The following is a 26265-nucleotide window of genomic DNA, read 5'->3' as shown; positions in this document are numbered from 1 at the left end:
CGGAGCTGCCATGTCCGTCCAGGTTCGCCATGCCACCGTCCATGACCTCGACACGCTGGTGCCGCTGTTCGACGGCTACCGGCAGTTCTACGGCCAGCCGTCCGATCCGGACGCCGCACGCGCATTCCTGCGGGCGCGCTTCGCGCACCACGAGTCGGTGATCCTGCTGGCGTTGGATGCCGAAGGTGCAGGGCTCGGGTTCACCCAGCTCTATCCGCTGTTCTCCTCGGTGCGGATGGTGCGCACCTATCTGCTCAACGACATGTTCGTGTCGCCGCAGGCACGCCGCCAGGGTGTGGCGGCGGCGTTGCTGCGCGAGGCCGCTGCGCATGCGCGTGCGTTGGGTGCGGCGAGCCTGTCGCTGTCGACCGCGCTGGACAACGCGCCGGCGCAGGCGCTGTACGAATCCGAAGGCTGGGAACGCGACCGTCAGTTCTGCGAATACGCGCTCAGGCTTTGACCGCCGGCTCGGTCGCCACGGCGCGGCACACCTGGTTGCGACCACCGCGCTTGGCCGCGAACAGCGCTTCGTCGGCGGCGCGCAGCAGCTTTTCGCTCGCGAGCGAGGTGCCGGCAGGCATCACCGCCAGGCCGGCGCTGATCGTGACCACGCCGTGGGCCGCGTTGATATGGCGCACCTGCAATGCTTCCACGCGCTGTCGCAAGCGCTGCACGACTGCCTCGGCCCGATCCATGTCCAGATCGCTCAGCAGGATCACGAACTCCTCGCCACCGTAGCGCGCGGCCACCACGCCCGGCTGCAGACCGGCCTCCTGGCGCAGCGTGTGGGCGACCAGCGACAGGCAGTCGTCCCCGGCCAGGTGGCCGTAGGTGTCGTTGAATGACTTGAAGTTGTCCACGTCCACCACGGCGATCCCGAACGCCTGCCGCACGCGCGCCGCCTCCTGCCACGCGCGCCGCAGCACGCGACGAAAGCCGGCCCGGTTGAGGAGCCCTGTCAGCTCATCCCGCACGCTCTTGTGGTGCAGGTCGCGGCGCAGGCTGCGCAGCTCGTCCTCCACCGCCTGGTGGTAGCCCAGCAGCACCGTGGTGCGCACGCCGTAGGCGGCTACCGCCAGGATAAGCGCACCCATGGCCAGCGGCCGGTCCGCTCCGAGTTGGGCGAAGCCGAGCAGGCACAGGGCCAGGCTGAGCATCAGCGGTGCGATGCTGGCGGCGACCTGGCGCGTGCGCCGGGTCGGCCGGTAGCCGCGCAGCCACACGGTCCGCCGGCGGCTGAGCAGCAAACCGAGCATCACGAATGGCCACCCGAGCAGCCATTCCGGCAGCCACGACTCGCTCGCCAGGATGAAGCGGTTGTGGATCGCCGGCAGCACCATTTCCGCCAAGGCGAAGGCGGCCAGCACGAAGTGGAAACGTCGCTCTTCCGCGCGTCGCGCGCCGACGAAGCGCAGCGTGGCGAACAACGCCACGAACAGGCCCATGCCGTCAAACATCCACATGACATAGCGGCCGGTGGCCTGCGCCGGTTCGCCGGAGCCGAGCAACCGGCGTAACGTCAGGTAGAACAGTGCCACGATGGCGCAGGCCAGCACCCCGTCGATCGCGGTGGTCCAGCGGCGCATCGGGGTGAGCGGGTTGTACGCCGCCGCGGCGATCAGCCAGAAACTTCCCAGGCAGAAATAGAACGTGGGATCGAACGCCACCAGGGTGCCTTGCGGGTGGTGCAGGGCATCGACCAGCAGCAGCGCAAAGGCTGCGAGCTGGGCGAGCAGGGCACCCAACAGCAGGGCCCACAGCGGCCGGTTGTGGCTGATGCTCAGCTGCAGGCGGCGGCAGCAAAGCAACACGGTGAACACCAGTATCGCCAGCACGAGCGCGTAGCTCGATGCCAGGATCCATCGTTCGCCGACGAACAGCAGCACGCCCAGGTGGCCGAGCAGCAGCGGCGCGTAGATCCTTGGCGTCCAGCTCTGAACTCTCACGAGGGACCTCGGTGATTGCCGTTTATACCCGGACGGCAGGCAGACCGATTGTGGAAGCTGGCCGGGCACCGCACAACGTTGCCAGGGCTGCATTGCCGACGGCGTCGCATTGGGCAGGATCGCCGATGCCGCTATGCTGGTTTTTTCGCCTTGCCCCGACACGCCATGCTCTATCTCGCCTCGCAATCGCCCCGCCGCCGCGAGCTGCTGCAACAACTCGGTATCGCCTACGCCCCGCTGGACGTAGAGGTGCCTGAGGTGCGTGCGCTGGACGAGGCGCCGCAGGAGTACGTCAGCCGGGTTGCCCGGGACAAGGCGCGGGCCGGGTTCGCACGCGTGGCCGATGCGGTCGATGCGCTGGTGATCGGGTCGGACACCGAGGTGGTGCTGGACGGCGAGGTGTTCGGCAAACCGGCGGATGCAGCGCAGGCTGGCGCCATGCTGCGGCGTTTGTCCGGTCGCACGCACGCGGTGATCTCGGCGGTGTGGGGTGTGGACGCGCAACAAGCCAGATGCGAGCTGTGCATTTCGAGCGTGCGTTTTGCCCGGCTGGATGACGCGACGATCGACGCCTACGTCGCCACCGGCGAGCCCTTCGGCAAGGCCGGCGGCTATGCGATCCAGGGGCGCGGCGCCACGCTGGTGGAACACCTCGAGGGGAGTTATTCCGGAGTGATGGGGCTGCCGCTGTTCGAGACCGCGCGGCTGCTGCGCGGCTTCGGCATCCTGCCGGGGTGATGGCGCGGAGTCAGATCAGCAGGCCTGGGGTTGGTCGAGGGCAGGCGGTTCGCTCTTCTCATCCAACGGAACGATTGGATGGGCTTTCTCGCCAGCTGTTTCGCGGCGAGGGCGGCGCGCAACGGTTTGAGAAAAAGCCCGCTGTTCGCCTTGTTCGGACTGTGTGGGTGCCAGACCTCGGCAAGCGAAGCCCGGTGCTCCGACCAGACGAGATCCCTCCGGGTGCGGAAACCCTGGCGACGCTTAGCCCAATGGAAAATGGATTGCCGCTTTCGAAGGGGGACGTCCGCGGCTGAGACGTCTGCAGGCTAACCCCGGAACGGAGCGCGGAGCCGCTTGGCGTGGTTGCGGCAGGACATCCAGCTAGGGCTGGACGACGAGGTACTCGCCCCGGGGGCCGGATCGACGCGGATGGGCGTCGATCCGGACGCATAGCGCCTGACTGTCCGGGCAGTGCACGAGCGCGCCCGAGTGCACTGCCTGCAGCACGTCGTCACCCAACACGGCGCTGCGCAGATTCCGCCAGGCGAGGTAGCCGCTTGCGCCGACTGCCAGCACCGACCCCGCCAGCAGGGCAAGCAGGCTTCTGCGGAGCAGTGACTGCTGCATCCGGGAGAGCAGCTTGCGCTGCTCGGCCAGGGCTTCGGCGGCCCACTTCGCCGCTTCCGCACTCTGGCGCAACTGTGCGTCCAGCGGGGCGAGCGCCTGGCGGGTGGCGCCTGCAATGCTGTCGCGAGCCTGCGTGCCGAGGGCCTCCAGCATCCTGCGGGAAAAGTCGTCCCCGCCTTCGGTCCAGCGTTGCGCACTGCGATCGAGCGTCGTCGCGCTGGCGTCGATGCGCTGCAGCGCGCCGCGGCTGCGCGTGTCGAGTTGTTCGGCGATCACTGCGAGCTTGACCAGCAGTTGCTTCACGTCGTCGATGTCGCTGCCATCCATGGCATGTCCTCCCGGTTGAATCAGCGTTGTATGGCAGCCGCCGCCACCGGCTCCGTGGCTTGCGCCTGATAGGCGAGCACAGGCTCCGGCAGCTGCACCGCCTGGCTGTATTGCCGGATCTCGCGCCACCAGGCGGTACCCTGCGGCGATTGCAGGTAGTCGCCGGCTACGGCGTCCATCGCACGATCGTCCTGTCTGAGCGCGGCCTGGTAGAGGCGCTCGACCATGGCGTCGACCGGATCGACCGTGGCGGCTTTGGCCGGTTCCTGCGCCGTCTCCGGGATGGCGCCAGGCACCGGGCTGATCGAGACCGAACGGAAGTCGAACCCGCGGCTGAGGACCTCATCGCGTGGCTCGGCATTGTAGGGATCGCCCGTGACGCGATAGCCGCGGTGGTGGTGTTTGGGCGCTTCCAGCGTGTGGTAGCCCTCCGGCTTGAGCCGGTCCACCTCGTTCCACGCCCGGTAGACCGGGTTGCCCTCGGTCGAGCGGTGCACCACGTTGAGCCGAGAGTCGGTCGGCTCGGGCGACTTTTCGAGGAAAGGCCGGTCGCTCAGCGCGTTGAGGTAGTCGACCATCAGGTTACCGCTGCGGATGCTCAGCCCATCGAGCAGGTAGCCGCCTCCGACATCCGAGTGCGCACCCGGAACCAGCACGCCGAGGAAGCGCCCGTCCGGCGTCAGCCCCGGATCGATGATGTGGTCGGACTTGAATAGCCCGCGGTGCTCGTCCCGGGAAAAGATCTGGACGCCGGAGATCACCGAGGGCGGCAACCTCCGGTCGTAATCGTTGACCGGCGCCCCCGTGCCGACCGGATCGAACAAGCCCACGACCTGCGCCACTTTGCCGGGCGGGACGAGTGGTGGCTTGGTGTACTCGACGTGCTTGATGTTGCCGTGGGAGTCGTATGTGTAGACAGCACCCAAAGGATTTTGAACACCGCGGTCATGCACAAGGCGTGCGAAACTGGCTGCCTCCTCGGCGCCCCTGCTAAATCCGATGTCTGCGAGGCGTATCTCCGCAAGTGGGTCTTCCTGACGCCATTTTTGAACCTGTTCTATAAATCGGCGGTACATTTTCTCGACGCGAGCCTCATGCGTGTAGCCGAGGGCACCATCAAGGGCGCGAGAGAACCAGTGGTCCTGAGTGCCGGGGCCGGGCACGTAACCGCTCGCAAATTTGTGAGAGCTCTTCTGCTCGATCGCCTTAATCTGATCGTCGATTTTTGCCACATTGGTGGCGTGCAAAGGGTCCTTAAGCTTGTCGTTGCCCGTGCCATCGAACGACGCCATGTACAGTCGTTCGTGAGGATCGTTTGCGTGCAGGAACGTCGGCGCCTTGAATTCTGAGAGCTCCCTGCTCGCATCAATGTACATTTTTAGGTCGAGTGCGCTGGCGGTGTACGTTGAAACACCGTCTTCTGGTAGGCGATCTCTTCCAGGATCCATTCCTGTCCCCTTCCTTGGTCTCAAGAATCAGTATGTATGCGTCCAGGCCAGTACCAGATCGTCCCGGAAGTTGCTGTACTTGTTTCCCTGAATCTGTTCGGCCTCAGTGGGTATAAAAGCCCTCATGAAGACACGGATGGTTCGATCATTGACTTCCAGATAGACGCCCGGTTCTCCCGACGGGCCTGGGCTTGAAAAGATGCCCTTGGCGATCTCGTCATTGGGCACCGTGTACCGCATGCGCTCATCCTTGAAAATTGCCCCGATATCCACGCGTGCTTCATGACTGATGCCGTCTAGAGACTTCCATCGAACCTCAGCCGGCGGCGGAAAGTTCGGTATCCCTAAATATCCCGCAAGGCCCCAACTTTTCCTGTAGTCGCCTGGTGGTGGCGGCGGGGAGACGACGTCGCCCGAATACAGGCGGGTGAAGTTGTTGTTGGCGTATATGACTTCGCAGCCAATTGTGTTGTAGCAATACGCTGCGAAATCGTGCTGCTTGAATGTTAATGGAAAGCGGTTAAGTCCCAGGCGCTTGGTCGAGGTCTCGGATGGAAATGCCATGGCGGTCAGGCAACCTGTCAATGCGAAAAGAAACAACGCGCAGGAGGCGAGGCGGGTGTGTCGCATGATCGGGCGTCCTGCTCGATGCGGAAGAGGGAGCCAGGAATCTAGGCCATGCCGCGGAAAGGTCGCAATGGACAATCCCCTACAACGCGGACAGGTTTCGCCGATCCGTCAATGGAGTCCCGAAGACGCCACAAACCAGGCGACTACCGCCAGCAGGTTGTTCACGCCATGGGCGACTACCGCCGGCCACAGCGAGCCCGATCGCAGACGTAGCCAGGCCAGCGCGGCGGCGAGCAGCGCAAGGTTGGGCACTGCGTACCAGAGGAAGCCCAGGTCCGGCAGGTGCACGCAGGCGAACAGCAGCGAACTGATGGCGATCGCCCAGCCGGCGTGCATGCGCCGCAGCAGCGCGGAGAGCAGGGCGCCGCGGAAGAGCAGTTCCTCGACCAGCGGTCCCAGGCTGACGACGACCAGCGCCAGCGGAAGACGCAGTGCCAGCGAGGCGGCGCCGCCGATCTGCTTGACGTCCTGGGTGACCTGGTGGCCGTGTGCCATCCAGCGAGTCAGCCAGCCACCGGCGATCGGCAAAGCCAGGCCAAGCAGCACGGCGGCGAGGTAGAACCACGGACGACCGGGGCGGGTCAGCCCCAGGCCGGGTGGTGCGCCGTGCGACCAGGCCGCGGGCCACAGCCGGCGCACCAGCACGATGGTCACGCTGGCGGCCAACAGCAGCGTCAGGATCACCATCAGCGCGTTGGTGTCCGGCTGGGCCAGCACGGCCTTGATGCGGGCGGCCATGCCCGATGCCGGAGCGCCGGATACTCCCAGGGCGAAACCCAGCCCGACACCGACCAAACCACTGGCGACGAACTGCAGCGCGAAATAGACAACGATCATGCCGATCGCGCTGCCAAGGTGCGGCAGTCGCGCGTCGTGCGGCATGGTGTGAAGCGGCATGGTGTGAAGCGGGCGGGAGGGCATCGGCCGGAAATAACCTGCGAGGAAAGGACGGACGTGCGCGGCCTGATCGCTCACGCTAGCGGTGTGGCCTGGCATCGCGCAATGCCGGTAGGTCAACCGGTCAGGATGGCGCGGCCCACGCCAGTCAAAGCCATGAGCAACGTCGCCGCCCAGGCGACCATGCCGACTACGAAGCCGCCGCCACGGCTGGCGGCCTCGCGGAGGTAGGCCAGTGCGTACCAGGTCCGTCCGGCGAGCCAGACCAGGCCGGCCACGCCGGCCCAGAACGCGAAGCCGTAATGTGCCGCCAGCCATAGCGTAGGCAGGAACAGCAGCGCCGCCTCGAGCGTATTCATCTGCACGCGGAAGGCCCGCTCGAACGCTGGATGGCCGCTGGTTGCCGGCGCGTGGATCTGATAACGGCCGCGTGCGATGCCGACAGCGAAGGCGGTGCCGAACATCAGCAGGACGGCGAGCAGGGTGACCAGGGCGGGCAGGTGTTCTTTCATGGAAGTGGGCAGTTGAACGGTGGCCTACTGTACCGGCAACGTCCACACGCGGGAGACGCCAAGGTCGTTATGCTGCCGCGAGCGCGCTGGGCGCATGGCTTGGGGCCGACAGCATGGACTGGCAAAAGGGCGAGCGCAGCCGCAACGTGGAAATCGACAGCGGTCGCGGTGGCGGCGGCCGGTTCGGTTTCGGCGGCGGCCGCGGGATGGGCATCGGCGGCCTGATCGTGCTGGCCATCCTGGGTTGGGTGTTCTTCAAGGACCCGACGGCCTTGCTCGACCAGGGCGGCCAGCCGGGTCCGACCTCGGCGCAGGTCAGCGAGCCGGCCCAGGTCGACCCGCAGCAACGCGACTTCGTCAGCGCGATCCTGGGTTCCACCGAGAAGACCTGGGGCGACATCTTCGCCGCCAACGGGCGCCAGTATGCCGACCCGACGCTCGACCTGTTCAGCGGCGGCGTGCGCACTGCCTGTGGCCTGGCCTCGACTGCGGTCGGGCCGTTCTACTGCCCAGGCGACCAGAAGGTGTATCTCGACCTGTCGTTCTTCCAGGAACTGCAGGACCGCTTCGGCGCTGCCGGCGATTTCGCCCGTGCTTACGTGATCGCGCACGAGGTGGGCCACCACGTGCAGAAGTTGCTGGGCGTGTTCGACCAGGTGCAGCAGGCGCGCGAACAGGGTGCGCCGATGGAGGGCGCCAACGGCCTCTCGGTGCGCCAGGAGCTGCAGGCCGACTGCTTTGCCGGCGTCTGGGCCAACCGCAGCGAGCAGCGTTTGCACTGGCTGGAGGCGGGCGACGTGGAAGAGGCGTTGAATGCCGCCAGCAAGATTGGCGACGACACGTTGCAGCGGGAGGCCCGTGGGACGGTGGTGCCCGATTCGTTCACCCATGGCACGTCAGCCCAAAGGGTGAAGTGGTTCAAGACGGGGCTGGAAAGCGGGCAGGTATCCCGTTGCGACACGTTCTCCGGGGATATCTGAGGGCGACGGCAACCCTTCCACTTTGATCCTGCGCTGAAGTCCCAAGCGTGTTTTTCGGGCGGTCGGGACCCACGCCCGGAACGGAATCGCGCCAGGTTTACCGTTCGCCGCGGGGATAGCGAAGCGAATTCCGAAGGCGCTGCGCCACGAAACCCAATCCACCCTAAACGACTGCTACCAAAGCGTTTTCCGGTGCTGCTTGCCATCTTCCGCTGCACCCCCGCCACCCTCTAGAATCCGCGCGCTGCGCGCCAGGGGGTGCGCCTTGCGTCGGTCCCATGGCCCATCCCTGCCTGAGTTGCGGCGCCTGCTGCGCCTTCTTCCGCATCGCCTTTCACTGGTCCGAAACCGATCCCTTCCTGGGCGGCACAGTGCCGGTGGAACTTACGGAAAAACTCGACCCTCACCGCGTGGTGATGCGCGGCACGCAGGCGAGGCAGCCGCGCTGTGTGGCGTTGAAGGGAACCATTGGCGAGGCGGCTTATTGCGGCATCCACCCGATCAAGCCCTCGGTGTGCCGCGAAGTGGAGCCCTCGTGGGAGTTCGGTCGCCATAGCCCGCAGTGCGACAAGGGTCGCATGGCCTACGGCCTGCGGCCGCTGACCCCGGAGGACTGGCTCGATCCCTCGGGCGACAGCGCGCCCGCCGTTGCCGCAGAGCGCCTGAAAGCTCAGCGCGACGAGGCGATGAAGCTGTTCGGCGCGTAGAGGACCCAATCTTCTTCGCGGCCGTCCAGTACCACGCGGGCGTGGAAACCCACGCAGCTGTGGTCCGGGCAGGGTGTCTGCGTGGTGACGCCGTCCGGTGCCGGGTCCAGCAGGGCGTAGTCGTGGCTGGTGGTTATCTCGCGGCAGAACTCGGGCGGGCCACCGACGATGCGGATCACCACCGGCTTGGCGTAATAGCTTTTCTGCCCGAGTACCTGGTGCCTGAATTCCTCGAAGGTGCAGGCCCAGGTGCCGGACTTGAAGGTCACGCGACTGGCGTCCACCGGTGGCGCCATGCGTACCTCGTCCGCCAATGCCGGCATGGCGGCGTTGCCGCCGTAGCGCCAGAGCAGAAAACCGCCAAACACGACCAACCCCACCAGCGTTCGCTTGAGCATCCCTGTCCCCTGTGCGGTTCTGCGACCGATGCGTAGCCTGTCATCCTCTGCCGGGGTGGTCAACGGGACAGTCAGCCGAAGCGATAGATATCCATCGCCAGAATGCCGTGGTCGATGCCGGCGTCGATACGCTCTGCGCGCGGCTGGGTGCCGGCTGCACCGAGCGCGACGAACAGGGGCAGCAGGTGTTCGTCGGTCGGATGGGCACGCTGGGCGAAGGGGGCCTGGCGGCGGTAGTCGAGCAGGGCGTCGACATCGCCGGCGGCCAGGCGCTCCTCCACCCAGGCGATGAATGGGCGTACGTACGGCGCCTCGCGCTCCGCGCCATAACCCATCCGCAGGTCGCCCAGGTTGTGCGTGATGCTGCCCGAGCCGATCACCAGCACACCCTCCTCACGCAACGACGCCAGCGCGCGGCCGACCGCGAGGTGGTGTGCCGGGTCGCGTTCCGGCTGGATCGAGATCGGCACGACCGGGAGGTCGGCCTCCGGGTAGAGCAGGCGCAGCGGCACCCAAGCACCATGGTCCAGGCCGTGTTGCGGATCGAGGGCCGCATCCAGCCCCGCCCGCGCGAGCAACCCTTCGACGCGTTCGGCCAGCGCCGGAGCACCCGGCGCGGGATAGCGGATTCGATAGAGCTCTGCCGGAAAACCGAAGAAGTCATGCACGGTTTCCGGCTGCGCCGCCCCGCCCACCTGCGGCGCGGGGCTCAACCAGTGCGCGGTGGCAATCACGATCGCCTGCGGGCGTGGCAGATCGGCGGCCAATTCGGCCAGGCGCTCGCGGACGGGACCCGGCTGCAGCGCGGTCATCGGCGAGCCGTGGGAAATGTAGAGGCTGGGCAGGGCGGTCATCTCGGGAGCCTTCGGGATCCACACTTGGGGACGCTCCTGGATAGATCGGGGCGAACGCATCCTCTGCAAGCATGCCCACTGGGAGCCTGCGCGGCCGGACGACCGCGCGGCTGCTTGCCGCCCGCATGTTCGTGCCGCCCTGGCTCCTACGCCAACGGCCGGCCCAGGCCCAGCCGCAGCGGGTCGAGCAGGCGGCCGTAGCGTCCTGCCCGCGCGGTGTCGCGGTTGAGCGGTTGGCGGACCTGCGCGGCGCTGGGTGTGCGGATCGCACGCATGGCCTGGTGGAAGTCCAGGCATGCCGCGTCGAAAGGCAGCCGGCAGAACGCCAGCAGGGCGCGGATTTCGCCTTCCGGATCGGCCAGCAGCGCTTCGTAGTGCTGGGTACGGATGCGTTCGGGTGCGGCGGCCTGCCAGGCGTCCAGCGCCGTTTCGTAGTCGCGCACGTAGGCGGCGACGTCGGTCAGCGTGCAGGCGAAGTGCGGCAATCGGTAGAACTGTTGCTTGAAGCACGACCAGCCGGCTTCCAGCGCATCGCGCCGCACGTCGACGATGCGTGCGCCCGGCAGCATGGCGCCCAGTACGCCGGCGTAGAGCCAGTTCTCCGGCAGCTTGTCGGTGAAGCACGGGCGCTGGTGGCGCCAGCGGGCGGTGCGCTCCAGGTAGCGCCGGCCCATGCGCTGCCAGTCCTGTGCGGTGGCCGAGGGCACCCAGCGCGGGAACGGCTGGCCGCGGCGTGTCGATTCCTCCACCAGCACTTCGCCCAGGTCCGGCAGCTCGCTGGCGCCTTCCACCTGCGGGTGCGCGGCCAGGATCTGTTCGAACAGCGTGGAGCCCGAACGGGGCAGGCCGACGATGAAGATGGCTTCTTCGCCCAGCGCGGGTTCGATCGGTGCGGGAAGCTTGGCGCTGGCCTGGAGTACCGATGCCACGAACGTGTGGAAGCCGCCGGCCTGCCAGGGGGCCAGCCGGCGCTGGCGCGCGTTGGCGTCGCTCAGGGCGGCGAAGGCCTCGTCGTAGCGGCCTTGGTCCTCGCATGCCTTGCCGAGCGCGAAACCCATCGCGATGCGATCAGCCTCGGTCACGTCGGCGCGTCCAAGCATGTCGACGATCTGGTGCCTGTCCTCATCCGAGAGAGGCCGCGTCTTCATGTTGGCCAGGCCACGCCAGGCATCCCCGCAGGCCGGATGCAGTGCGAGGGCCGCACGGTAGCGCCGGTCGGCGTCGTCGAAACGGCCCAGGTGCACCAGTGCGTCGCCGAGCAGCACATGGGCGGGGAGCAGGGGCGGTTCCATCGAACAGGCGCGTTCCAGCGCCTCCACCGCAGGCTCGGTATGGCCCGCCACCTGCAGGTTGCGCCCGAGGTTGAACCAGCCTATCGGATAGTCCGGCGCCCGCTCGCACGCCTGGCGCCAATGGCTCAGCGCCGCCTCGACATCGCCGGCCGCCTGCTCCGCATTGCCCAGATCGGTGAGCGCCAGGGGGTCGGCCGGCCACTGTCGCAGGGCCTTGCCGAGGGCCTCGCGCGCAGCACCGTATTGCCGGGCACGGGTATGCAGGATGCCGAGCAGGCGCAGGACTTCCGGGTGTTCCGGTGCGGCCGCCAGCACGGCCGCCAGCATCTGCTGCGCTGGCGCCAGCGCCCCATCGCGGATCGCCCGGGCCGCCGCCTCCAAGGGTTGGCGCTCATCCGGTGACAGGCTCCCCACGCGCGAGGCCATGTCGGTGAAATGCTCGGGGCAGGGCCAGGGTGCAGGCATGGAGAGTCTCGCTGGCGGAAAAGGGATGGTACGTCTTCCCGGCAAGGTTGGCGGCAAAGGCAGGTCACGCAGGCCGGGGCAAGTCTGCTAGCTTGTGCGCTTCGCCCGTGCGCGGGCAAGGAACACGCCTGTCCATGCAACGCTTGTCCCACCTCGATGATCTGGAAGCGGAAAGCATCCAGATCCTTCGTGAAGTGTTCGCCTGTTTCCGTCGTCCGGTGATGCTTTATTCCATCGGAAAGGACTCCACCGTACTGCTGCACCTGCTGCGCAAGGCCAGTCGGCCAGCGCCCCCGCCGATGCCGCTGCTGCACGTGGATACCACCTGGAAGTTCCGCGAGATGATCGCCTTCCGCGATCGCGTGGCCGCGCAGGGCGACGTGCGGATGCTGGTGCACATTAACCAGGAGGGCGTGCGCCAGGGTATCTCGCCGCTCACCCACGGCGCGGCAGTGCACACCGACGTGATGAAGACCCAGGCGCTCCGGCAGGCGCTGGATCAGCACCGGTTCGATGCGGCGATCGGCGGGGCGCGGCGTGACGAGGAAAAGTCACGCGCAAAGGAGCGCATCTTCTCCTTCCGCAGCGCGCAGCACCGCTGGGACCCCAAGCAGCAGCGCCCCGAGCTCTGGCATACCTGGAACACGCAGATCCGCCAGGGCGAGAGCGTGCGTGTGTTCCCGCTGTCCAACTGGACCGAACTGGATGTGTGGGAATACATCCGTCGCGAGCACATCGACGTGGTGCCGCTGTATTTCGCCAAGGAGCGCCCGGTGGTCGAGCGCGACGGCGCATGGATCATGGTCGACGACGCGCGTTTCGTGCTGCGCGAGGGCGAGAACATCGTGCAACGCCGCGTACGCTTCCGCACGTTGGGCTGTTATCCGCTCACCGGTGCGATCGAGTCGGACGCCGATTCGCTGGACGCGATCATCGAAGAAATGCGCGCTTCGCGCAGCTCCGAGCGCCAGGGCCGGATCATCGACCACGATGGCGCCAGCTCGATGGAGAAAAAGAAGCAGGAGGGCTATTTCTGATGGCCTCCGGCATGCTTCGATTCATCACCTGCGGCAGCGTGGACGACGGCAAGAGCACGCTGCTTGGCCGCCTGCTCTACGACGCCGGCATGCTCGCCGACGACCAGCTCGATGCCCTGCGCCGCGACAGCCACAAGCGCGGCGGCGAAGCGCTGGATTTCGCGCTGGTCACCGACGGGCTGGACGCCGAGCGCGAGCAGGGCATCACCATCGACGTGGCCTGGCGGTACTTCCACACGGCGCGGCGCAATTTCGTCGTCGGCGACTGCCCCGGGCACGAGCAGTACACGCGCAACATGGCCACCGGCGCCTCGCAGGTGGACCTGGCCGTGGTGCTGGTCGACGCGCGCAAGGGGCTGTTGCCGCAGACGCGCCGGCACACCTATATCTGCGCTCTGCTGGGTATCCGCCGCGTCATCCTGGCGGTGAACAAGATGGACCTGGTCGGCCTGGACGCGGACGTCTATGCGTCCATCGTCGAGCCTTACCATGCGCTGGCCGCGTCGATGGGCATCGAATCGGTCAACGCGCTGCCGGTGGTGGCGCCGGACGGGGACAACGTGGGGCTGCGCTCGACGCGCATGCCCTGGTACCAGGGCCCCAGCCTGCTGGAACTGCTTGAAACGCTGGATGCCGAAGCGGCGCCGCCGGCACGGTTCCGGTTGCCTGTGCAGTGGGTCAACCGGCCCGACCAGCATTTCCGCGGTTATGCCGGCACGGTGTGCGGCGGGCGCGTGGCAGTGGGCGACCCGGTGGTGGTACAGCCCGGCGGCCAGGTCGCGCGGGTCGAGCGCATCGCCGGACCGTCGGACGACCTTTCCGAGGCGCGCGTCGGACAGGCCGTCACGTTGTGCCTGGACCGCGAGCTCGACATCAGCCGCGGCGACGTGATCGCGGCCACATCGGACCCGGCGCCGGTCGCCGACCAGTTCGGCTGCCACCTGGTCTGGTTCGGCAACGCGCCGCTGCTGCCCAACCGCAGCTACCTGTTGCGGCTGGGCACCGCGGTGGTCAATGCGCGCGTGACGGTGATCAAGCACAAAATCGACGTCAACACGCAGGCACCGCTGGCCGCACGGCGACTGGAGCTCAATGAGGTCGGCTACTGCAACATCGACCTCGACCGCCCGGTCGCGTTCGAACGCTACGCCGACAACCGCACGCTCGGCGGGTTCATCCTGATCGACCGCCAGAGCAACGCCACGGTGGCCTGCGGCATGCTGGACTTCGCGCTGCAGCGGGCTTCCAACATCCACTGGCAGCACACCGACGTGGACAAGGCCACGCGTGCGCTGGCCAAGGGCCAGCAGCCGCTGTGTCTGTGGTTCACCGGGTTGTCCGGCGCGGGCAAGTCGACCGTCGCCAACCTGGTCGAGCGCAAGCTGGCCGCGCAGGGGTTTCACACCTACCTGCTGGACGGCGACAACCTGCGCCACGGGCTCAATGTGGACCTGGGCTTCACCGCCGAGGCGCGTGTGGAGAACGTGCGCCGTGTGGCCGAGGTGGCGCACCTGATGGTCGACGCCGGACTGGTGGTGCTGGTGTGCGTGATCTCGCCGTTTGCGAGCGAGCGCGAGTTCGCCCGCAGGCGCCTGGGTGAGGGCGAGTTCGTCGAGGTGTTCGTGGATGCGCCGCTGGCCGATTGCGAACAGCGAGATCCGAAGGGCCTCTACGCGAAGGCGCGCGCCGGGAAGATCAGCAATTTCACCGGCATCGATTCGCCCTACGAGCGGCCGACTGCGCCGGAACTGCACCTGCACGCCGAGGGGCTGGGGGCGGAACAGCTGGCCGAACAGGTGCTGGCCTACCTGCAGGAGCGCCTGGGCTGACCGCGTACTTGTAGGAGCCCGCTTGCGGGCGATGCCGTTGCGCCGTCATCTGGCAAGAACATCGCCCGCAAGCGGGCTCCTACAGGCGACTACTTGCGGCGAGGCGGCTTGCCGCCCTGGCGCGGCTTGAACCCGCCCGGCCGCGGCCGGCGCGGGGGCGCGGCGCCGGCCGGTTCCTCGGTGCCGTCCCACTCGCTGATGCGCAGCTGCTGCTGGCTCACCCAGACCTTTTTGAGGTGGTCGAATACCTCCGTGGGCATGCCTTCGGGCAGGTCGATCAGGCTGTAGTCGCCACGGATGCTGACGCGGCCGATGAACTGGCTTTCCAGCCCGGCCTCGTTGGCGATCGCACCGACGATGTTGCCCGGTTTGACGCCGTGCTCGTGGCCGACCTCGATGCGATAGGTCCGCTTGCCCGGCTCCGGTGCGTTGTGCGGGCGCGGCGGGCGGGTGTCGAAGGTGCGGGACTCGCGCGCTTCCCGCGGCTTGCGCTCGTGGCGTTCGGTGTCGCGCTCGCGCGGCGCGTGCTCGCGGCGTTCGTTGTCGCGCCGCTCGTATTCGCGCTTCGGCGGGGGCGTCAGCAGCAGCGGGCGGTCGCCCTGGGCGATGCGTGCCAGCGCGGCGGCGATCTCCAGTGCCGGCACGTTGTGTTCCTGCTCGTATTGCTCGATCAGTTGCTGGAACTGGCCGAGGTCACCCTGCGCCATCGTGTCGGTGATGCGCTGCTTGAAACGCGCGATGCGCACGTCGTTGACCGCCTCGACGGTCGGCAGCTTCATCTCCTCGATCGGCTGGCGGGTGGCCCGCTCGATCGCGCGCAGCATGCCCTTCTCGCGCGGCGTGACGAACAGGATCGCCTCGCCGCTGCGCCCCGCGCGGCCGGTGCGGCCGATGCGGTGGACGTAGCTCTCGGTGTCGTAGGGAATGTCGTAGTTGAACACGTGGCTGATGCGCTCGACGTCCAGGCCGCGCGCGGCCACGTCGGTGGCGACCAGGATGTCCAGCTTGCCCTCCTTGAGCTGCTGGATCACGCGCTCGCGCTGCGGCTGGGCAATGTCGCCATTGATCGCCGCAGCGGCCAGGCCGCGCGCGGTGAGTTTTTCGGCCAGTTCCTCGGTCGCCTGCTTGGTGCGCGCGAAGATGATCATCGCGTCGAACGGCTCGGCCTCGAGGATGCGGGTCAGCGCGTCGAGCTTGTGCATGCCGCTGACGAACCAGTAGCGCTGGCGGATGTTCGCCGCGGTGGTGGTCTTGGCCTTGATGGTGACCTCGACCGGATCCTTCAGGTGCGCCTGGGCGATCTTGCGGATCGGCACCGGCATGGTGGCCGAGAACAGCGCGACCTGGCGGGTCGGCGGCGTGGCCTGCAGCACCTTCTCGACGTCGTCGATGAAGCCCATGCGCAGCATTTCGTCCGCTTCGTCCAGCACCAGGTACTTGAGGTCGGACAGGTCCAGCGTGCCCTTGTCCAGATGGTCGATCACGCGGCCGGGCGTGCCGACCACGACATGGACGCCGCGGCGCAGCGCGTGCAGCTGCGGGCCATAGCTCTGTCCGCCGTAGATCGGCAGCACCTGGAAGCCGCTGATGTGCGCGGCATAGCGCTGGAACGCTTCGGCCACCTGGATGGCCAATTCGCGCGTGGGCGCCAGCACCAGCGCCTGCGGCTTGCCGGGCTTCGCCTCGATGCGCGAGAGGATCGGCAACGCGAACGCGGCGGTCTTGCCAGTGCCGGTCTGCGCCTGGCCGAGCACGTCGCGGCCTTCGAGCAGCGGCGGGATGGTGGCGGCCTGGATGGGGGAGGGCGACTCGTAGCCGACGTCGGCGAGCGCCTGCTGGACTTCAGGGCGCAGCGCGAGCGCGGCAAAACCGGCCGGCGCCGGGTCGTGATCGGCCGGCGTGGGACCTGGAACGGGGGATGACATGGGAACCTCAGGATGTGGGCAACGGCGAGCAAGGGCGGCGCCGCGCAGGCGCGGCATTCTAGCAGCCTCGCCGGTGTGGCGTCGGCATGGAGTACACGTGATGTCGGCGGGTCGTGGTTATGATCGGGCGCTTGTGTGGATGTGGAGCTCCGTGGCGTGACACCGATCGAAACGCTTTCCGAACAGCGCTGCCATGGCGGAGTGCAGGGTTTTTATCGGCACGATTCGCGCGCATGCGGCGGTCCGATGCGGTTTGCGCTGTACTTGCCGCCGCAGTCCACGCAGCGGCCGTGCCCGGTGCTCTGGTTCCTCGCCGGGCTGACCTGCACCGAGGAAACCGCCACCATCAAGGCCGGTGCCCAGCGGCTGGCGGCGGAACTGGGGCTGGCGCTGGTGATGCCGGACACCAGTCCCCGCGATACCGGTTTCGATGGCGCCACGGGCGACTGGGAGTTCGGCGAAGGCGCGGGGTTCTACCTGGATGCCACGCAGGCACCATGGGCCGCACGGTTCCGCATGCGCAGCTACGTGGCCGAAGAGCTGCCTGCGTTGCTGGCCGCGCAGTTCCCGGTCGACACCTCGCGCGCAGGTATTTTCGGTCACTCCATGGGTGGCCATGGCGCGCTTACCCTGGCGTTGGCATATCCGCAGCGTTACCGCGCCGTATCCGCGTTTGCGCCAATCGTGGCGCCATCGCGCGTGCCCTGGGGCCAGAAGGCCTTCGCCCGTTACCTTGGCGATGATCCCAGAGCCTGGTCCGGCTACGACGCCTGTGCCCTGGTGCGGCAGCAGACTTTTCCCGGCACGATCCTGATCGATCAGGGCGAGGCTGATCGGTTCCTGACCGAGCAGTTGCGACCGGAGCTGTTCGAGCAAGCGTGCGCCGAGGCAGGCCAGTCGCTCGTGCTGCGCCGGCATCCCGGCTACGACCACAGTTACTGGTTCATCAGCACCTTCATCAACGACCACCTGCGGCATCACGCAAAGGCGCTGGGTTTGTAGCTTTCCGCAAGGCTGCCCCCATCCGCCTGTCGGCACCTTCCCCCGTAAACGGGGGAAGGACGCACGATACAGGTCTTGCGACATGCCAGCTGCCGGATCCCCCCCGCGCGGGAAGGACACACATCCAGCGTCTTGCGAGATGCCGCCGACCGAGTCTTCCCCCGCGTGCGGGGGAAGGTGCCGATAGGCGGATGGGGGCGCCGGAGCGAGCGGTCGCGGTCCGTGAACCGGTCAGCCGCGCGTTTCGGGCCGCGTCACGCTGCCGCCGGAGCGGCGCGGGCGACGATTGTTGCGGCCGGCATTGGCCGGTGCACGGCCTTGCCCATGGTTGCCGCCGGCATGGCCGCCATGCCCGTTGCGCTGCGGCCGCGGCTGGCGCTGGCCCTGCACCGGGCGCGGTGCACCGGCGTCCAGGCGCAGCGGCGCGGAGGGCTCGAAGCCGGGCACGTCGGTGATCGCGATCTCCTGCTTGAGCAGCTTGCGGATATCGCGCAACAGGCCCGATTCCTCGTGGCTCACCAGCGACACGGCCAGGCCTTCGGCGCCGGCACGGCCGGTGCGGCCGATGCGGTGCACGTAGTCCTCGGCGACCATCGGCAGGTCATGGTTGATCACCATCGGCAACTGGTCGATGTCGATGCCGCGCGCAGCGATATCGGTGGCGACCAGCACGGTGATGCGGCCGCTCTTGAAATCGCTCAGCGCGCGGGTGCGCGCGTTCTGGCTTTTGTTGCCGTGGATCGCCGCGGAGCGAACGCCCGAAGCCTCCAGGAACTTCACCAGCTTGTCGGCGCCATGCTTGGTGCGGCTGAAGACCAGGCTCTGGCGGCGGCTGTCCTGCGAGAGCACGTGCAGCAGCAGGTCGCGCTTGCGCGCGGCATCGACCGGATGCACGTGATGGCTGACGGTGTTCGCCACGGTATTGGGCGGCGTCACCGAAACCTCGCGCGGCGAACGCATGAACTGCATCGCCAGCGCCTTGATCGGCTCGGCGAAAGTCGCCGAGAACAGCAGCGTCTGGCGCTGCCTGGGCAGCGCCTGGAGGATGCGCTTGATCGCCGGCAGGAAGCCCATGTCGAGCATGCGGTCGGCTTCGTCCAGCACCAGCACTTCGACGCCCGAGAGATCGACCGAACGCTGCTGCATGTGGTCGATAAGGCGGCCCGGCGTGGCGATCACCACGTCTACGCCACGGCGCAATGCCTGCATCTGCGGGCCCATGCTCACGCCGCCGAAGATGGTGGTGCTGGAAACGCGCAGGTGCTTGCCGTAGGCGCGCAGGTTGTCATGCACCTGGGCGGCCAGTTCGCGCGTCGGGGTCAGCACCAGCGCGCGCGGGCGGCGGGTCTGGGTGGCGCCCGCGGTGGACAGGTGCTGCAGCAGCGGCAGCGCGAAGGCGGCGGTCTTGCCGGTGCCGGTCTGCGCGGCGGCCAGCAGGTCGTGGCCCTCGAGTACCAGCGGGATGGCGCCGGCCTGGATCGGGGTGGGCTGCGTGTAGCCCTGTTCGGCAAGCGCACGCAGCAACGCGGGCGCAAGGCCCAGCGATTCGAAAGACATTGAAGACACTCCTGTGCAACCCGGAGCGTTCTTTCAGAACCGCGTTGCGATATGGGGAAGGGGCGGTTGGGAGCCGCAACGGCCTCGAGGCCGTCCGCACAGTATAGCGCAATGCGCGCCAAGGCGCCGGCTCCCGCCAGAAGCGTGCAGGGATGCGCCACCGCCCTTCCGTTGGCGCCCCGGGTGCGCTCCTATGGGGCGGGCCGGCGCGCCACGATCAGATAGCTGTTGAACGGCGTGCGGCCCCACAGCGGCGTGAGGGTGGTGACCAGGCCGGCGCGTTCGAGCGGTTCGGTCACTTCCTGCGCGGACGGGTAATGGTCGGCCCCTACGCGCATCCAGCCGGTTGCGTGCAGGACGTGCTCCTCGATCACCGTCGCGTGGAAGCGCCAGTGCTTCGCCCGCAACACGTTGCGGATCATCAGTTGCGCGCCTGGTGCCACGTGGCCGGCCAACTGTTCGAGCAGGGGGGCCTGGCGTGCGGCCGGCAGGTAATGCAGGACGTCGAGCAGGCAGACGTGCCCACGGAAATCGGGCAGGTCGGCGACGTCCGCGCGGCGCAGGTCGAGCGCATCGCCGATCGCCGCCGCGGCAGCCCGGCCGGTGGCGATCTTGCGCTCGTCGTGATCGATCCCGACGTAGCCGCGCAGCACGCCGCAGCCGTGCAGGTAGTGGCCGAGCAGACCGATGCCGCAGCCGACATCGAGCAGCGGGAAGGGCGGAGCGTCCTGCAGCAATCTGGCGACGGCGCCATAGACCGGATCACCGGCCAGTTTGCCGCGCACGTACTGGCGCTGATTGAACCCGGGGAACCGGGCCGACAGCGTGGCTCGCATCGAGCGGTCGAGGTGATAGCGCGGGCGCACCGTCAAGGCTTCTGCTCCTGCGGAATGGCCGCATGACGGGCCTCGGGTCGGGACGATCGCTGCATGGTCGTGCTCCGCGGGCGGGAATGACCAGTATAGGCAAGGCCCTTTTTACAGGGTGTGCAGTGGATGCATGCGTGGCCCATGTTTCCGGTGGCAGTCCGGTCGCGCACAAGGTGCGCTTCTACAGGTGGCCACGTATGGCGGTGGCGCATGGGGGCCGAAAAAAAACGAGCCCGGCACGCGGCCGGGCTCGTCGGGTATCGCGTCGTGGATCGCTTACTGGCAGGTCACGCCCACCGCGTTGAACGCGGCCACCACGTCGCTGCGCGAGTAGCCGTAGTCGTCCGCCGCGTTCTCGACGCCGCAGGCGCCGGCGTTGAACGTGGACGTGGCCGTCCAGTACATCGCGTTGGCACGCTCGAACACTTCGAACGCCTTGCGCGTGTTCCAGGTCGAGGTCTTGGCCAGGGTGCAGAACGCCTTGTTGTAGACGCCGCTGGAGTAGTGCACGTCAAGGCCGCTGTAGTACTGCGACGCATTGTCGATCGAGCCGCCGTCCTTGCTCGGGGTGCACATCCAGCGCAGCGCCGGATCGGTCTTGGTGATGTCGGCGCCGACCAGCCAGTCGTTGGCACCGCGGTCGTAGTACTCGGCCGCTTCGCCGGCCATGTCCGAGAAAGCCTCGTTCATGCCGCCGGACTGGCCGGAGTACTGCAGGCCCGAGTGCTGCTCGGTGAAGCCGTGGCTGATCTCGTGGCTGGTCACGTCCAGCGCGGTGAGCGGGTAGAAGTAGCTCGCACCGTCGCCGAAGTTCATCGACGAGCCGTTCCAGAACGCGTTCTCGTAGTTGCGGCTGTAGTGCACATTCATCACCAACTGCATGTTCAGCGGCGGCGCGCCGAACCAGGCGGTGTACATGTCGTGCACGACCGCGCCGAAATGGTGCGCGTCGTTGATTGGCGAGTAGGCTCCGTTGATACCGTCACCGCTGCTGGTCGGGCAGGTGAACGTCCACAGCGTGGCGCGGTTGCGGCTCTGGTTCATGTCATTGGTCTTCACGTTGGTGTTGACCATCGAACAGGTGCTGCCCGACTGGGTGACCGCCAGCGCCGGGTAGTCGGTGCCGTAGAAGTACTGGCCGGTCTTCTGGTTGCCGCCCGGGCCGTTGGCCGTGGCCGGCGAACCGCTGCCACCGCCGCCGCCACCGGGTTTGCCCTTGGTAGTGAGGCCTTCCCAGCTCTTGAGCACCGCGCCGGTGTCGGCGTCGATGATCGCGGTCGGGCGGGTCGGGCGACCGTTGTGGTCGTCGAAGAACGAGGTCAGGTAAACCAGCCGCGCCTTCTTGCCCTCGGCATAGACGTACAGCTCATGCTTGACGTTCTGCAGGCTGGCGTCGGACACCGCGTTGGCGCCGATGCCGTAGGGCAGGAAGCCGGCGTGCTGGCGCAGCGCGGACAACGCCTGGGCGCCGCTGAGGCGCGGCGTGACCGACGCCAGGTCGAAGCCCAGGCCGTTGGACAGATGACCTTCGACGCTGCGCACGTTGCCGGCGCCATCGCGCTCGACCACCACGCTGCGGCCGTAGACCGGCACGCCGCGGAACATCTGGTGCTCACGGGTCTTGATCGTGCCGTGGGCGGTGCGCAACTGGAGGCCCGGGGCCAGCGAGGCCTGCGGGTCCATGCCCAGTTGCTGGCTCAGCGCGGTGGCGCTCAGGTGGCCCAGTGCGGGCGCATGGATGTGGCTCGGCGTGGCAGCCTGGGCAGCGGCGGCCACGACCAGGCCGAGGGCGCCCAGCAGGGCGCCGGCAAGCGGTTTTTGCATCATGGGTGTTTCCCTCCCAAGGAAATGGATGGGCGGGCGGTAGCCTCCTGCCACGTCCCGCCGTCGCATCGGCACTCGCCGATCCTCCCCAGGGGACGATGTGCCGACAGGGCACCCTACGCCGGTCCGGGGAGCGTGTCATCCTGCCGCGCAGCATCCGGGCGGCGGTCCTCACAGGACCGCGTGCTAGCCTGATGACCGGCCTGATGCTGGGAGCCTCCGGATGAGCGTCGTGTCCACGTTGCGTGAGCTGGACCATGACCAGCGCCACACGGTCCTGGCCAGCTTCCTGGGCTGGACGCTGGACGCCTTCGACTACTTCCTGCTGACCTTCGTCATCGTCGGCGTTGCGAACGAGTTCGGCGTCGACAAGACGGACGTGACACTGGCCCTGCTGCTCACGCTCGCCGCGCGACCGTTCGGAGCGCTGATCTTCGGGCGGCTGGCCGATCGTTACGGGCGGCGGCCGATCCTGATGCTGGACGTGGTGCTGTTCTCGGTGTTCGAGCTGGCTACCGCGTTTTCCACCTCGCTGACCATGCTGCTGGTGCTGCGCTTCCTGTTCGGCATCGCGATGGGCGGCGAATGGGGCATCGGCGCCTCGCTGGCGATGGAGGCAATTCCGCCGAAGGCGCGCGGCATCGTCTCGGGCCTGTTGCAGAGTGGCTATCCCTGCGGGTTCTTCCTCGGCGCGCTGGCCAACTGGCTGCTGATCGACCACGTCGGCTGGCGCGGGTTGTTCGTGGTCGGCGCCGCGCCGGCGCTGCTGGTGCTCTACATCCGCCGCAAGGTGCCCGAGTCGCCGGTGTGGCAGCAGCAGCGCGAGGCCCCGCGGCGCGGCCTGCGCGATGCGATGCGCGGCCACTGGAAGCTGGCGCTGTACCTGATGCTGCTGATGACCGCGTTCAACATGTTCAGCCACGGCTCGCAGGATCTCTACCACACGTTCGAGGAGGTCAACCTGCACCTTCCCAGCGGCTCGACCGCGGCATTCGTGCTGGTGGCGCTGCTGAACATCGGCGCGCTGGTCGGCGGGCTGTTCTTCGGCGCGCTATCGGAGCGAATCGGACGACGACGCGCGATCGTCATCGCCGCGCTGCTGGCCATCCCGGTCATCCCGCTGTGGATGTACGGCGGCACCCTCGTGCTCTATGGCGTGGGCGCGTTCCTGATCCAGGTGATGGTGCAGGGTGCCTGGGGCGTGGTGCCCACGCATTTGAACGAGCTCTCGCCCGGCCACGTGCGCGGCACGCTGCCGGGCTTCGCCTACCAGACCGGCAACCTGCTGGCGGCGGTCACCGCCACGGCGCAGGCGTGGATCGCCAAGGCGCACGGCGGCGACTATGCCTTTGCCATGTCGGTATGGATCGCGGTGGTGGCGCTGGTGCTGGCGCTGCTCGCCTGGCTGGGTCCGGAGGCGCGCGGGGTGGGCTTCGGGCACGCCCGGGACTGATAGAATCCCGGGCTTTGCATCCCACGAGAACGGCAATGAAGGCAGGCAAGGACAAGGTCATCGCGTTCCACTACACGCTCACGGTGGACGGCGACAAGGTGGAAAGCTCGCGCGACAACGGCGAGCCATTGTGGATCCTGCTCGGCCACGGTCAGCTCATCCCCGGCCTGGAAAAGGCGCTCGAAGGCCACGAGGCGGGCGAGACGCTCGCGGTGGACATCGCGCCGGCCGAGGGCTACGGCGAGCGCGAGGACGGCCGCATCCAGCGCGTGCCGAAGAAGTATTTCCAGCAGGCGAACAAGCTCAAGCCGGGCATGGCCACGGTGCTGGCGCTGAAGGAAGGCGGCCACCGCGCGGTGACCGTGCACAAGGTTGGCATGAGCACGATCGACGTGGATCTGAACCATCCGATGGCGGGCAAGAGCCTGCACTTCGACGTGGCGATCGAGGACGTGCGCGACGCCACCGAGGACGAGGTCAAGCACGGCCACGCGCACCCGCCGGGGCAGGAAGCGCACTGAGGTGGCAAGGAGAAACGGCGCTTCGGCGCCGTTTTTTTTGCCGCGGGTGAGGCTGTGGCAAGGCTTCCCCCATCCGCCTTCGGCACCTTCCCCCGCGGGCGGGGGAAGGCTCGATAGCTGCATCTCGCGGGTTGGTCGCTTATGGGGGAAGGCTTGGTGGACAGAGCGTGCAGGTTGATCCTTGCCCCGCTTGCGGGGGAAGGTGCCCGTAGGGCGGATGGGGGAGGCCTTGCCGCGGCCCATCAATCCAGCAATCGCTTCCCGAACGCGAAGTGGTCGCGCCAATAAGGCCCGTCGATATCGTCCAGCCGCACCGTCCCGCCACTGTTCGGCGCGTGCACGAAGCGTCCCTTGCCGACGTACACGCCCACGTGGCTGATGTCGCCACCGATGTCGAAGAACACCAGGTCGCCACTGGCCAGCTCGGTCATGCGCCGGACCTTGCGGCCGTCCACTTCGGACATGGCGCGCGAGCTGTGCGGCAGCAGGATGTCTGCCGCCTGGCGGTAGATGTAGTCGACCAGTCCGCTGCAGTCGAAACCGCCGTCGGGCGTGTTGCCGCCCCAGTGGTAGGGCGTGCCGACCAGGGCGATGGCCCGGAACAGCACATCGTTGGCGGTGCCCGCGCTGGCCGCCGAGGGCGCTTTCGCGGGCAGGTTGGCCAGGGACGAGTGCGAGCTCCTGAAGGTCGGTTCGCGCCGGTGCGGGCTGCCGGCGCAACCGGCCAGCAGCACCGTCCCGAGCAGAACGACACGCAGGCGTGTAGCGGCAGGAAGGCGTCCGGACGCAGTCATGGCAACCCTGGCAGTGTTTTGACGAAGCTTAGCTAATCAATGGCTTGCGTCAAGTTCATGAAGCCGATTGCAAGCCTCAGCGCACCGCGTCGACCTGCAAGGAACGCTCGGCCAGTACCTTGCCCGCGACATCCGTACTGCGCAGGCGATAGCGTCCCGGCCGCAGCCAGAGCGTGTTGTCGCTGCCGCCCTCCAGGAACACGTAACGGTCGGCGGCGACGGCCTCGTCCGGCTCGTCGGCGTAGTGGGCCTCCACCAGGCAGGGAAAGGCACTCGGGCAAAGGCGGGAGCTGACCGGCACCGCCCGGCGCTTGCCATGCAACGACAGCCAGTCCGGGCGATGGCCATCAGCGGCCGGGGGCAGGGCGATGGTGGCCTTGCCGTCGATCTGCAACGGAATGACGCGATCGCGTACGTAGGAGCTGACCCGCTCGTTGGCCGGCGGCAGGATCACGTTCATGTCGTAGGACCGCGGACGCGCGCTCCACAAGCGGCCGTCCCCCACGTGGCGCAATACGATCGCGTGCTGCGGATGGAACGCCGCGACGAGTTGGTGGTAGGGCTCGCGCAGGGCGGTGCGCGTGTCCAGGTGAGGCGTCAGGCCGCTCTGTGGCACGCCGCGCAGGGAATCGCCGGTGCGCACCGCGTTGTTGACCACCCGGTAGGCTTCCAGCTCGTTGAACGGCTCTTCCTCGCGGATTTCGGTCTGGTCGATGCTGAGGACATCCAGTCCGCTCAACGCCTCCAGGCGCATGGCCATCGGCAGCACGTCGCCCAGTCGTCCCTTGGCCTTGTCGATGTGGGCGTAACCGGCGTGGACCAGCAGCCTGGCCTTCGGTTTGCCCGCCAGCACCTTCTGGTAAAGCGCTTGTGCCTGTTGCGTTTCGCGTTCCTGCCCGCCGGGCGTGGTCGACTCATAGGGCACCAGCACGTAACCCAGGCGCAACGCCTCCCGCACGATCTCGCCGTAGACCGGTTCGCGCATGTATTCGGTGCCGCTGCGGTCGGTCGGGTAGCCACGCTGGCGCAGCGCGTCGCCATCCTCGACCAGCGCCTCGATCGCCAGGTGGGTGAAGCCCAGCGCGCGCAGGCGCGGCAACAATGCGAGGGTGAGCAGCCGGGTATGCGCGTCGTGGTGGGCTTCGTTGACCATCACCACGCGCCGGTGCGCGGCCAGGTCGACGATGGTGTCCACCGCGTCGGCGGCCTGCCATTGACCCGGCGTGGGCAGCACGGTATTCGCGGGCAGGTGCGCCTTCAACGGGAAGTCACGTACCGCCTCGCCATAGAGACCCAGTTCGCCTTCGCTGAAGGCGAAATATTGTTGCGCCATGCCCCGGCTTACCCCATCCATCTGCGGGATCGCCTGCAGCAGATAGCCGTAGCGTCCCAACTCGTTGCTGTCGCGCATCGCGGCCAGCAACTGTCGCGTGGAGACGCCGCTGGCGTGCGTCGGCATCGGCGGCATGGCGGCAATCCATACGAACGTGAGGACAGCGGACAGGCGGAACGTCATGCGGCGGCTTCCCCTCGGGTGGCTCAAGGCCAGACTAGATTTCACACGGCTTTCGGGCAAGGGCCACGCGAATGTGTCTGCTCGCGTCCGTCACCCTGGGGCGGGCATGCTTGCCAAAGCACACCGTGGAGGCTG

24 protein-coding genes are annotated in these 26265 nt (G+C 67.6%); 9 read left to right on the top strand and 15 right to left on the bottom strand.

Going from position 1 to position 26265, the window contains the following annotated elements; genetic code table 11:
* Nucleotides 1-10: 10 nt before the first annotated feature.
* Entirely contained in the window at nucleotides 11-460 is a 450-nt protein-coding gene (locus ACFWZ3_RS00300; protein WP_439705797.1) for a GNAT family N-acetyltransferase, read from the top strand.
* Here the strand turns inward: ACFWZ3_RS00300 and ACFWZ3_RS00295 are convergent.
* A complete protein-coding gene (locus ACFWZ3_RS00295) occupies nucleotides 450-1946 on the bottom strand; it encodes a diguanylate cyclase (protein WP_439705796.1) in 1497 nt (498 codons plus the stop codon). The genes ACFWZ3_RS00300 and ACFWZ3_RS00295 overlap by 11 nt on opposite strands.
* Before the next feature lie 165 nt (nucleotides 1947-2111).
* Between ACFWZ3_RS00295 and ACFWZ3_RS00290 the strand changes: the two genes are divergently transcribed.
* Complete coding sequence (locus ACFWZ3_RS00290; RefSeq protein WP_439706193.1) at nucleotides 2112-2684, top strand: Maf family protein; 573 nt, start codon at nucleotides 2112-2114, stop codon at nucleotides 2682-2684.
* A 363-nt stretch (nucleotides 2685-3047) separates the two neighbouring features.
* On the opposite strand, the gene ACFWZ3_RS00285 is transcribed toward ACFWZ3_RS00290, so the two are convergent.
* The 5 genes from ACFWZ3_RS00285 to ACFWZ3_RS00265 all read right to left on the bottom strand — a co-directional run bounded on the left by ACFWZ3_RS00285 (nucleotide 3048) and on the right by ACFWZ3_RS00265 (nucleotide 7107).
* Entirely contained in the window at nucleotides 3048-3620 is a 573-nt protein-coding gene (locus tag ACFWZ3_RS00285; protein WP_439705795.1) for a hypothetical protein, read from the bottom strand.
* 20 nt (nucleotides 3621-3640) lie between these two features.
* Nucleotides 3641-4912, bottom strand: coding sequence for a phospholipase effector Tle1 domain-containing protein (locus tag ACFWZ3_RS00280; RefSeq protein ID WP_439705794.1), 1272 nt, complete (start codon nucleotides 4910-4912; stop codon nucleotides 3641-3643).
* 183 nt (nucleotides 4913-5095) lie between these two features.
* Nucleotides 5096-5698, bottom strand: coding sequence for a hypothetical protein (locus ACFWZ3_RS00275; RefSeq protein ID WP_439705793.1), 603 nt, complete (start codon nucleotides 5696-5698; stop codon nucleotides 5096-5098).
* Nucleotides 5699-5806: 108 nt separating this feature from the next.
* On the bottom strand, nucleotides 5807-6595 hold the full coding sequence (locus ACFWZ3_RS00270; protein WP_439705792.1) for a lysostaphin resistance A-like protein: 789 nt from the start codon (nucleotides 6593-6595) through the stop codon (nucleotides 5807-5809).
* Between the two features lie 116 nt (nucleotides 6596-6711).
* Entirely contained in the window at nucleotides 6712-7107 is a 396-nt protein-coding gene (locus ACFWZ3_RS00265; RefSeq protein WP_439705791.1) for an MAPEG family protein, read from the bottom strand.
* A 113-nt stretch (nucleotides 7108-7220) separates the two neighbouring features.
* Between ACFWZ3_RS00265 and ypfJ the strand changes: the two genes are divergently transcribed.
* Entirely contained in the window at nucleotides 7221-8087 is an 867-nt protein-coding gene (gene ypfJ, locus ACFWZ3_RS00260) for a KPN_02809 family neutral zinc metallopeptidase (RefSeq protein ID WP_439705790.1), read from the top strand.
* A 278-nt stretch (nucleotides 8088-8365) separates the two neighbouring features.
* Entirely contained in the window at nucleotides 8366-8794 is a 429-nt protein-coding gene (locus ACFWZ3_RS00255) for a YkgJ family cysteine cluster protein (RefSeq protein ID WP_439705789.1), read from the top strand.
* Here the strand turns inward: ACFWZ3_RS00255 and ACFWZ3_RS00250 are convergent.
* The 3 genes from ACFWZ3_RS00250 to ACFWZ3_RS00240 all read right to left on the bottom strand — a co-directional run bounded on the left by ACFWZ3_RS00250 (nucleotide 8758) and on the right by ACFWZ3_RS00240 (nucleotide 11803).
* The gene (locus tag ACFWZ3_RS00250) at nucleotides 8758-9192 is read right to left on the bottom strand and encodes a hypothetical protein (protein ID WP_439705788.1); all 435 of its coding nucleotides are present in this window, start codon (nucleotides 9190-9192) and stop codon (nucleotides 8758-8760) included. The two genes, ACFWZ3_RS00255 and ACFWZ3_RS00250, sit on opposite strands and share 37 nt — an antisense overlap.
* 71 nt (nucleotides 9193-9263) lie before the next feature.
* Nucleotides 9264-10046, bottom strand: coding sequence for a dioxygenase family protein (locus ACFWZ3_RS00245; protein ID WP_439705787.1), 783 nt, complete (start codon nucleotides 10044-10046; stop codon nucleotides 9264-9266).
* 146 nt (nucleotides 10047-10192) lie between these two features.
* Nucleotides 10193-11803: a sulfotransferase gene (locus ACFWZ3_RS00240; protein WP_439705786.1), complete on the bottom strand. Its 1611-nt coding sequence runs from the start codon at nucleotides 11801-11803 to the stop codon at nucleotides 10193-10195.
* A gap of 134 nt (nucleotides 11804-11937) precedes the next feature.
* Here ACFWZ3_RS00240 and cysD point away from each other — a divergent pair, with 134 nt between their 5' ends.
* Entirely contained in the window at nucleotides 11938-12840 is a 903-nt protein-coding gene (gene cysD, locus ACFWZ3_RS00235) for a sulfate adenylyltransferase subunit CysD (RefSeq protein WP_439705785.1), read from the top strand.
* Nucleotides 12841-12851: 11 nt separating this feature from the next.
* Nucleotides 12852-14669 carry an adenylyl-sulfate kinase gene (cysC, locus tag ACFWZ3_RS00230; RefSeq protein ID WP_439705784.1) on the top strand — a complete coding sequence of 606 codons (1818 nt, stop codon included), beginning with the start codon at nucleotides 12852-12854 and terminating at the stop codon, nucleotides 14667-14669.
* A gap of 89 nt (nucleotides 14670-14758) precedes the next feature.
* Here the strand turns inward: cysC and ACFWZ3_RS00225 are convergent, their stop codons facing one another.
* Nucleotides 14759-16594: a DEAD/DEAH box helicase gene (locus ACFWZ3_RS00225; protein WP_439705783.1), complete on the bottom strand. Its 1836-nt coding sequence runs from the start codon at nucleotides 16592-16594 to the stop codon at nucleotides 14759-14761.
* A 165-nt stretch (nucleotides 16595-16759) separates the two neighbouring features.
* On the opposite strand from ACFWZ3_RS00225, the gene fghA reads away from it, so the two are divergent.
* Nucleotides 16760-17596 (top strand): S-formylglutathione hydrolase, encoded by an 837-nt coding sequence (fghA, locus tag ACFWZ3_RS00220; RefSeq protein WP_439706192.1) that lies wholly within the window; start codon nucleotides 16760-16762, stop codon nucleotides 17594-17596.
* A 231-nt stretch (nucleotides 17597-17827) separates the two neighbouring features.
* On the opposite strand, the gene ACFWZ3_RS00215 is transcribed toward fghA, so the two are convergent.
* The 3 genes from ACFWZ3_RS00215 to ACFWZ3_RS00205 form a co-directional block, all read right to left on the bottom strand.
* Nucleotides 17828-19153 (bottom strand): DEAD/DEAH box helicase, encoded by a 1326-nt coding sequence (locus tag ACFWZ3_RS00215; RefSeq protein WP_439705782.1) that lies wholly within the window; start codon nucleotides 19151-19153, stop codon nucleotides 17828-17830.
* 191 nt (nucleotides 19154-19344) lie between these two features.
* Nucleotides 19345-20019 carry a class I SAM-dependent methyltransferase gene (locus ACFWZ3_RS00210; protein ID WP_439706191.1) on the bottom strand — a complete coding sequence of 225 codons (675 nt, stop codon included), beginning with the start codon at nucleotides 20017-20019 and terminating at the stop codon, nucleotides 19345-19347.
* A 279-nt stretch (nucleotides 20020-20298) separates the two neighbouring features.
* Entirely contained in the window at nucleotides 20299-21849 is a 1551-nt protein-coding gene (locus ACFWZ3_RS00205; protein ID WP_439705781.1) for a M4 family metallopeptidase, read from the bottom strand.
* Between the two features lie 220 nt (nucleotides 21850-22069).
* On the opposite strand from ACFWZ3_RS00205, the gene ACFWZ3_RS00200 reads away from it, so the two are divergent.
* Together ACFWZ3_RS00200 and ACFWZ3_RS00195 are read left to right on the top strand one after the other, a co-directional pair.
* On the top strand, nucleotides 22070-23299 hold the full coding sequence (locus tag ACFWZ3_RS00200; RefSeq protein WP_439705780.1) for an MFS transporter: 1230 nt from the start codon (nucleotides 22070-22072) through the stop codon (nucleotides 23297-23299).
* Between the two features lie 35 nt (nucleotides 23300-23334).
* Entirely contained in the window at nucleotides 23335-23820 is a 486-nt protein-coding gene (locus tag ACFWZ3_RS00195) for an FKBP-type peptidyl-prolyl cis-trans isomerase (protein ID WP_439705779.1), read from the top strand.
* Nucleotides 23821-24062: 242 nt separating this feature from the next.
* Here the strand turns inward: ACFWZ3_RS00195 and ACFWZ3_RS00190 are convergent, their stop codons facing one another.
* Complete coding sequence (locus tag ACFWZ3_RS00190; protein WP_439705778.1) at nucleotides 24063-24614, bottom strand: C40 family peptidase; 552 nt, start codon at nucleotides 24612-24614, stop codon at nucleotides 24063-24065.
* Nucleotides 24615-24690: 76 nt separating this feature from the next.
* The gene (locus ACFWZ3_RS00185; protein ID WP_439705777.1) at nucleotides 24691-26130 is read right to left on the bottom strand and encodes a hypothetical protein; all 1440 of its coding nucleotides are present in this window, start codon (nucleotides 26128-26130) and stop codon (nucleotides 24691-24693) included.
* Between the last annotated feature and the right edge of the window lie 135 nt (nucleotides 26131-26265).

Origin of the sequence: Frateuria sp. GZRR35 (assembly GCF_051900415.1) — a bacterium.
Taxonomy (GTDB): domain Bacteria; phylum Pseudomonadota; class Gammaproteobacteria; order Xanthomonadales; family Rhodanobacteraceae; genus Frateuria_A.
Note: the sequence above shows the minus strand (reverse complement) of the source record. Positions and strands in the feature narration are given on the sequence as shown.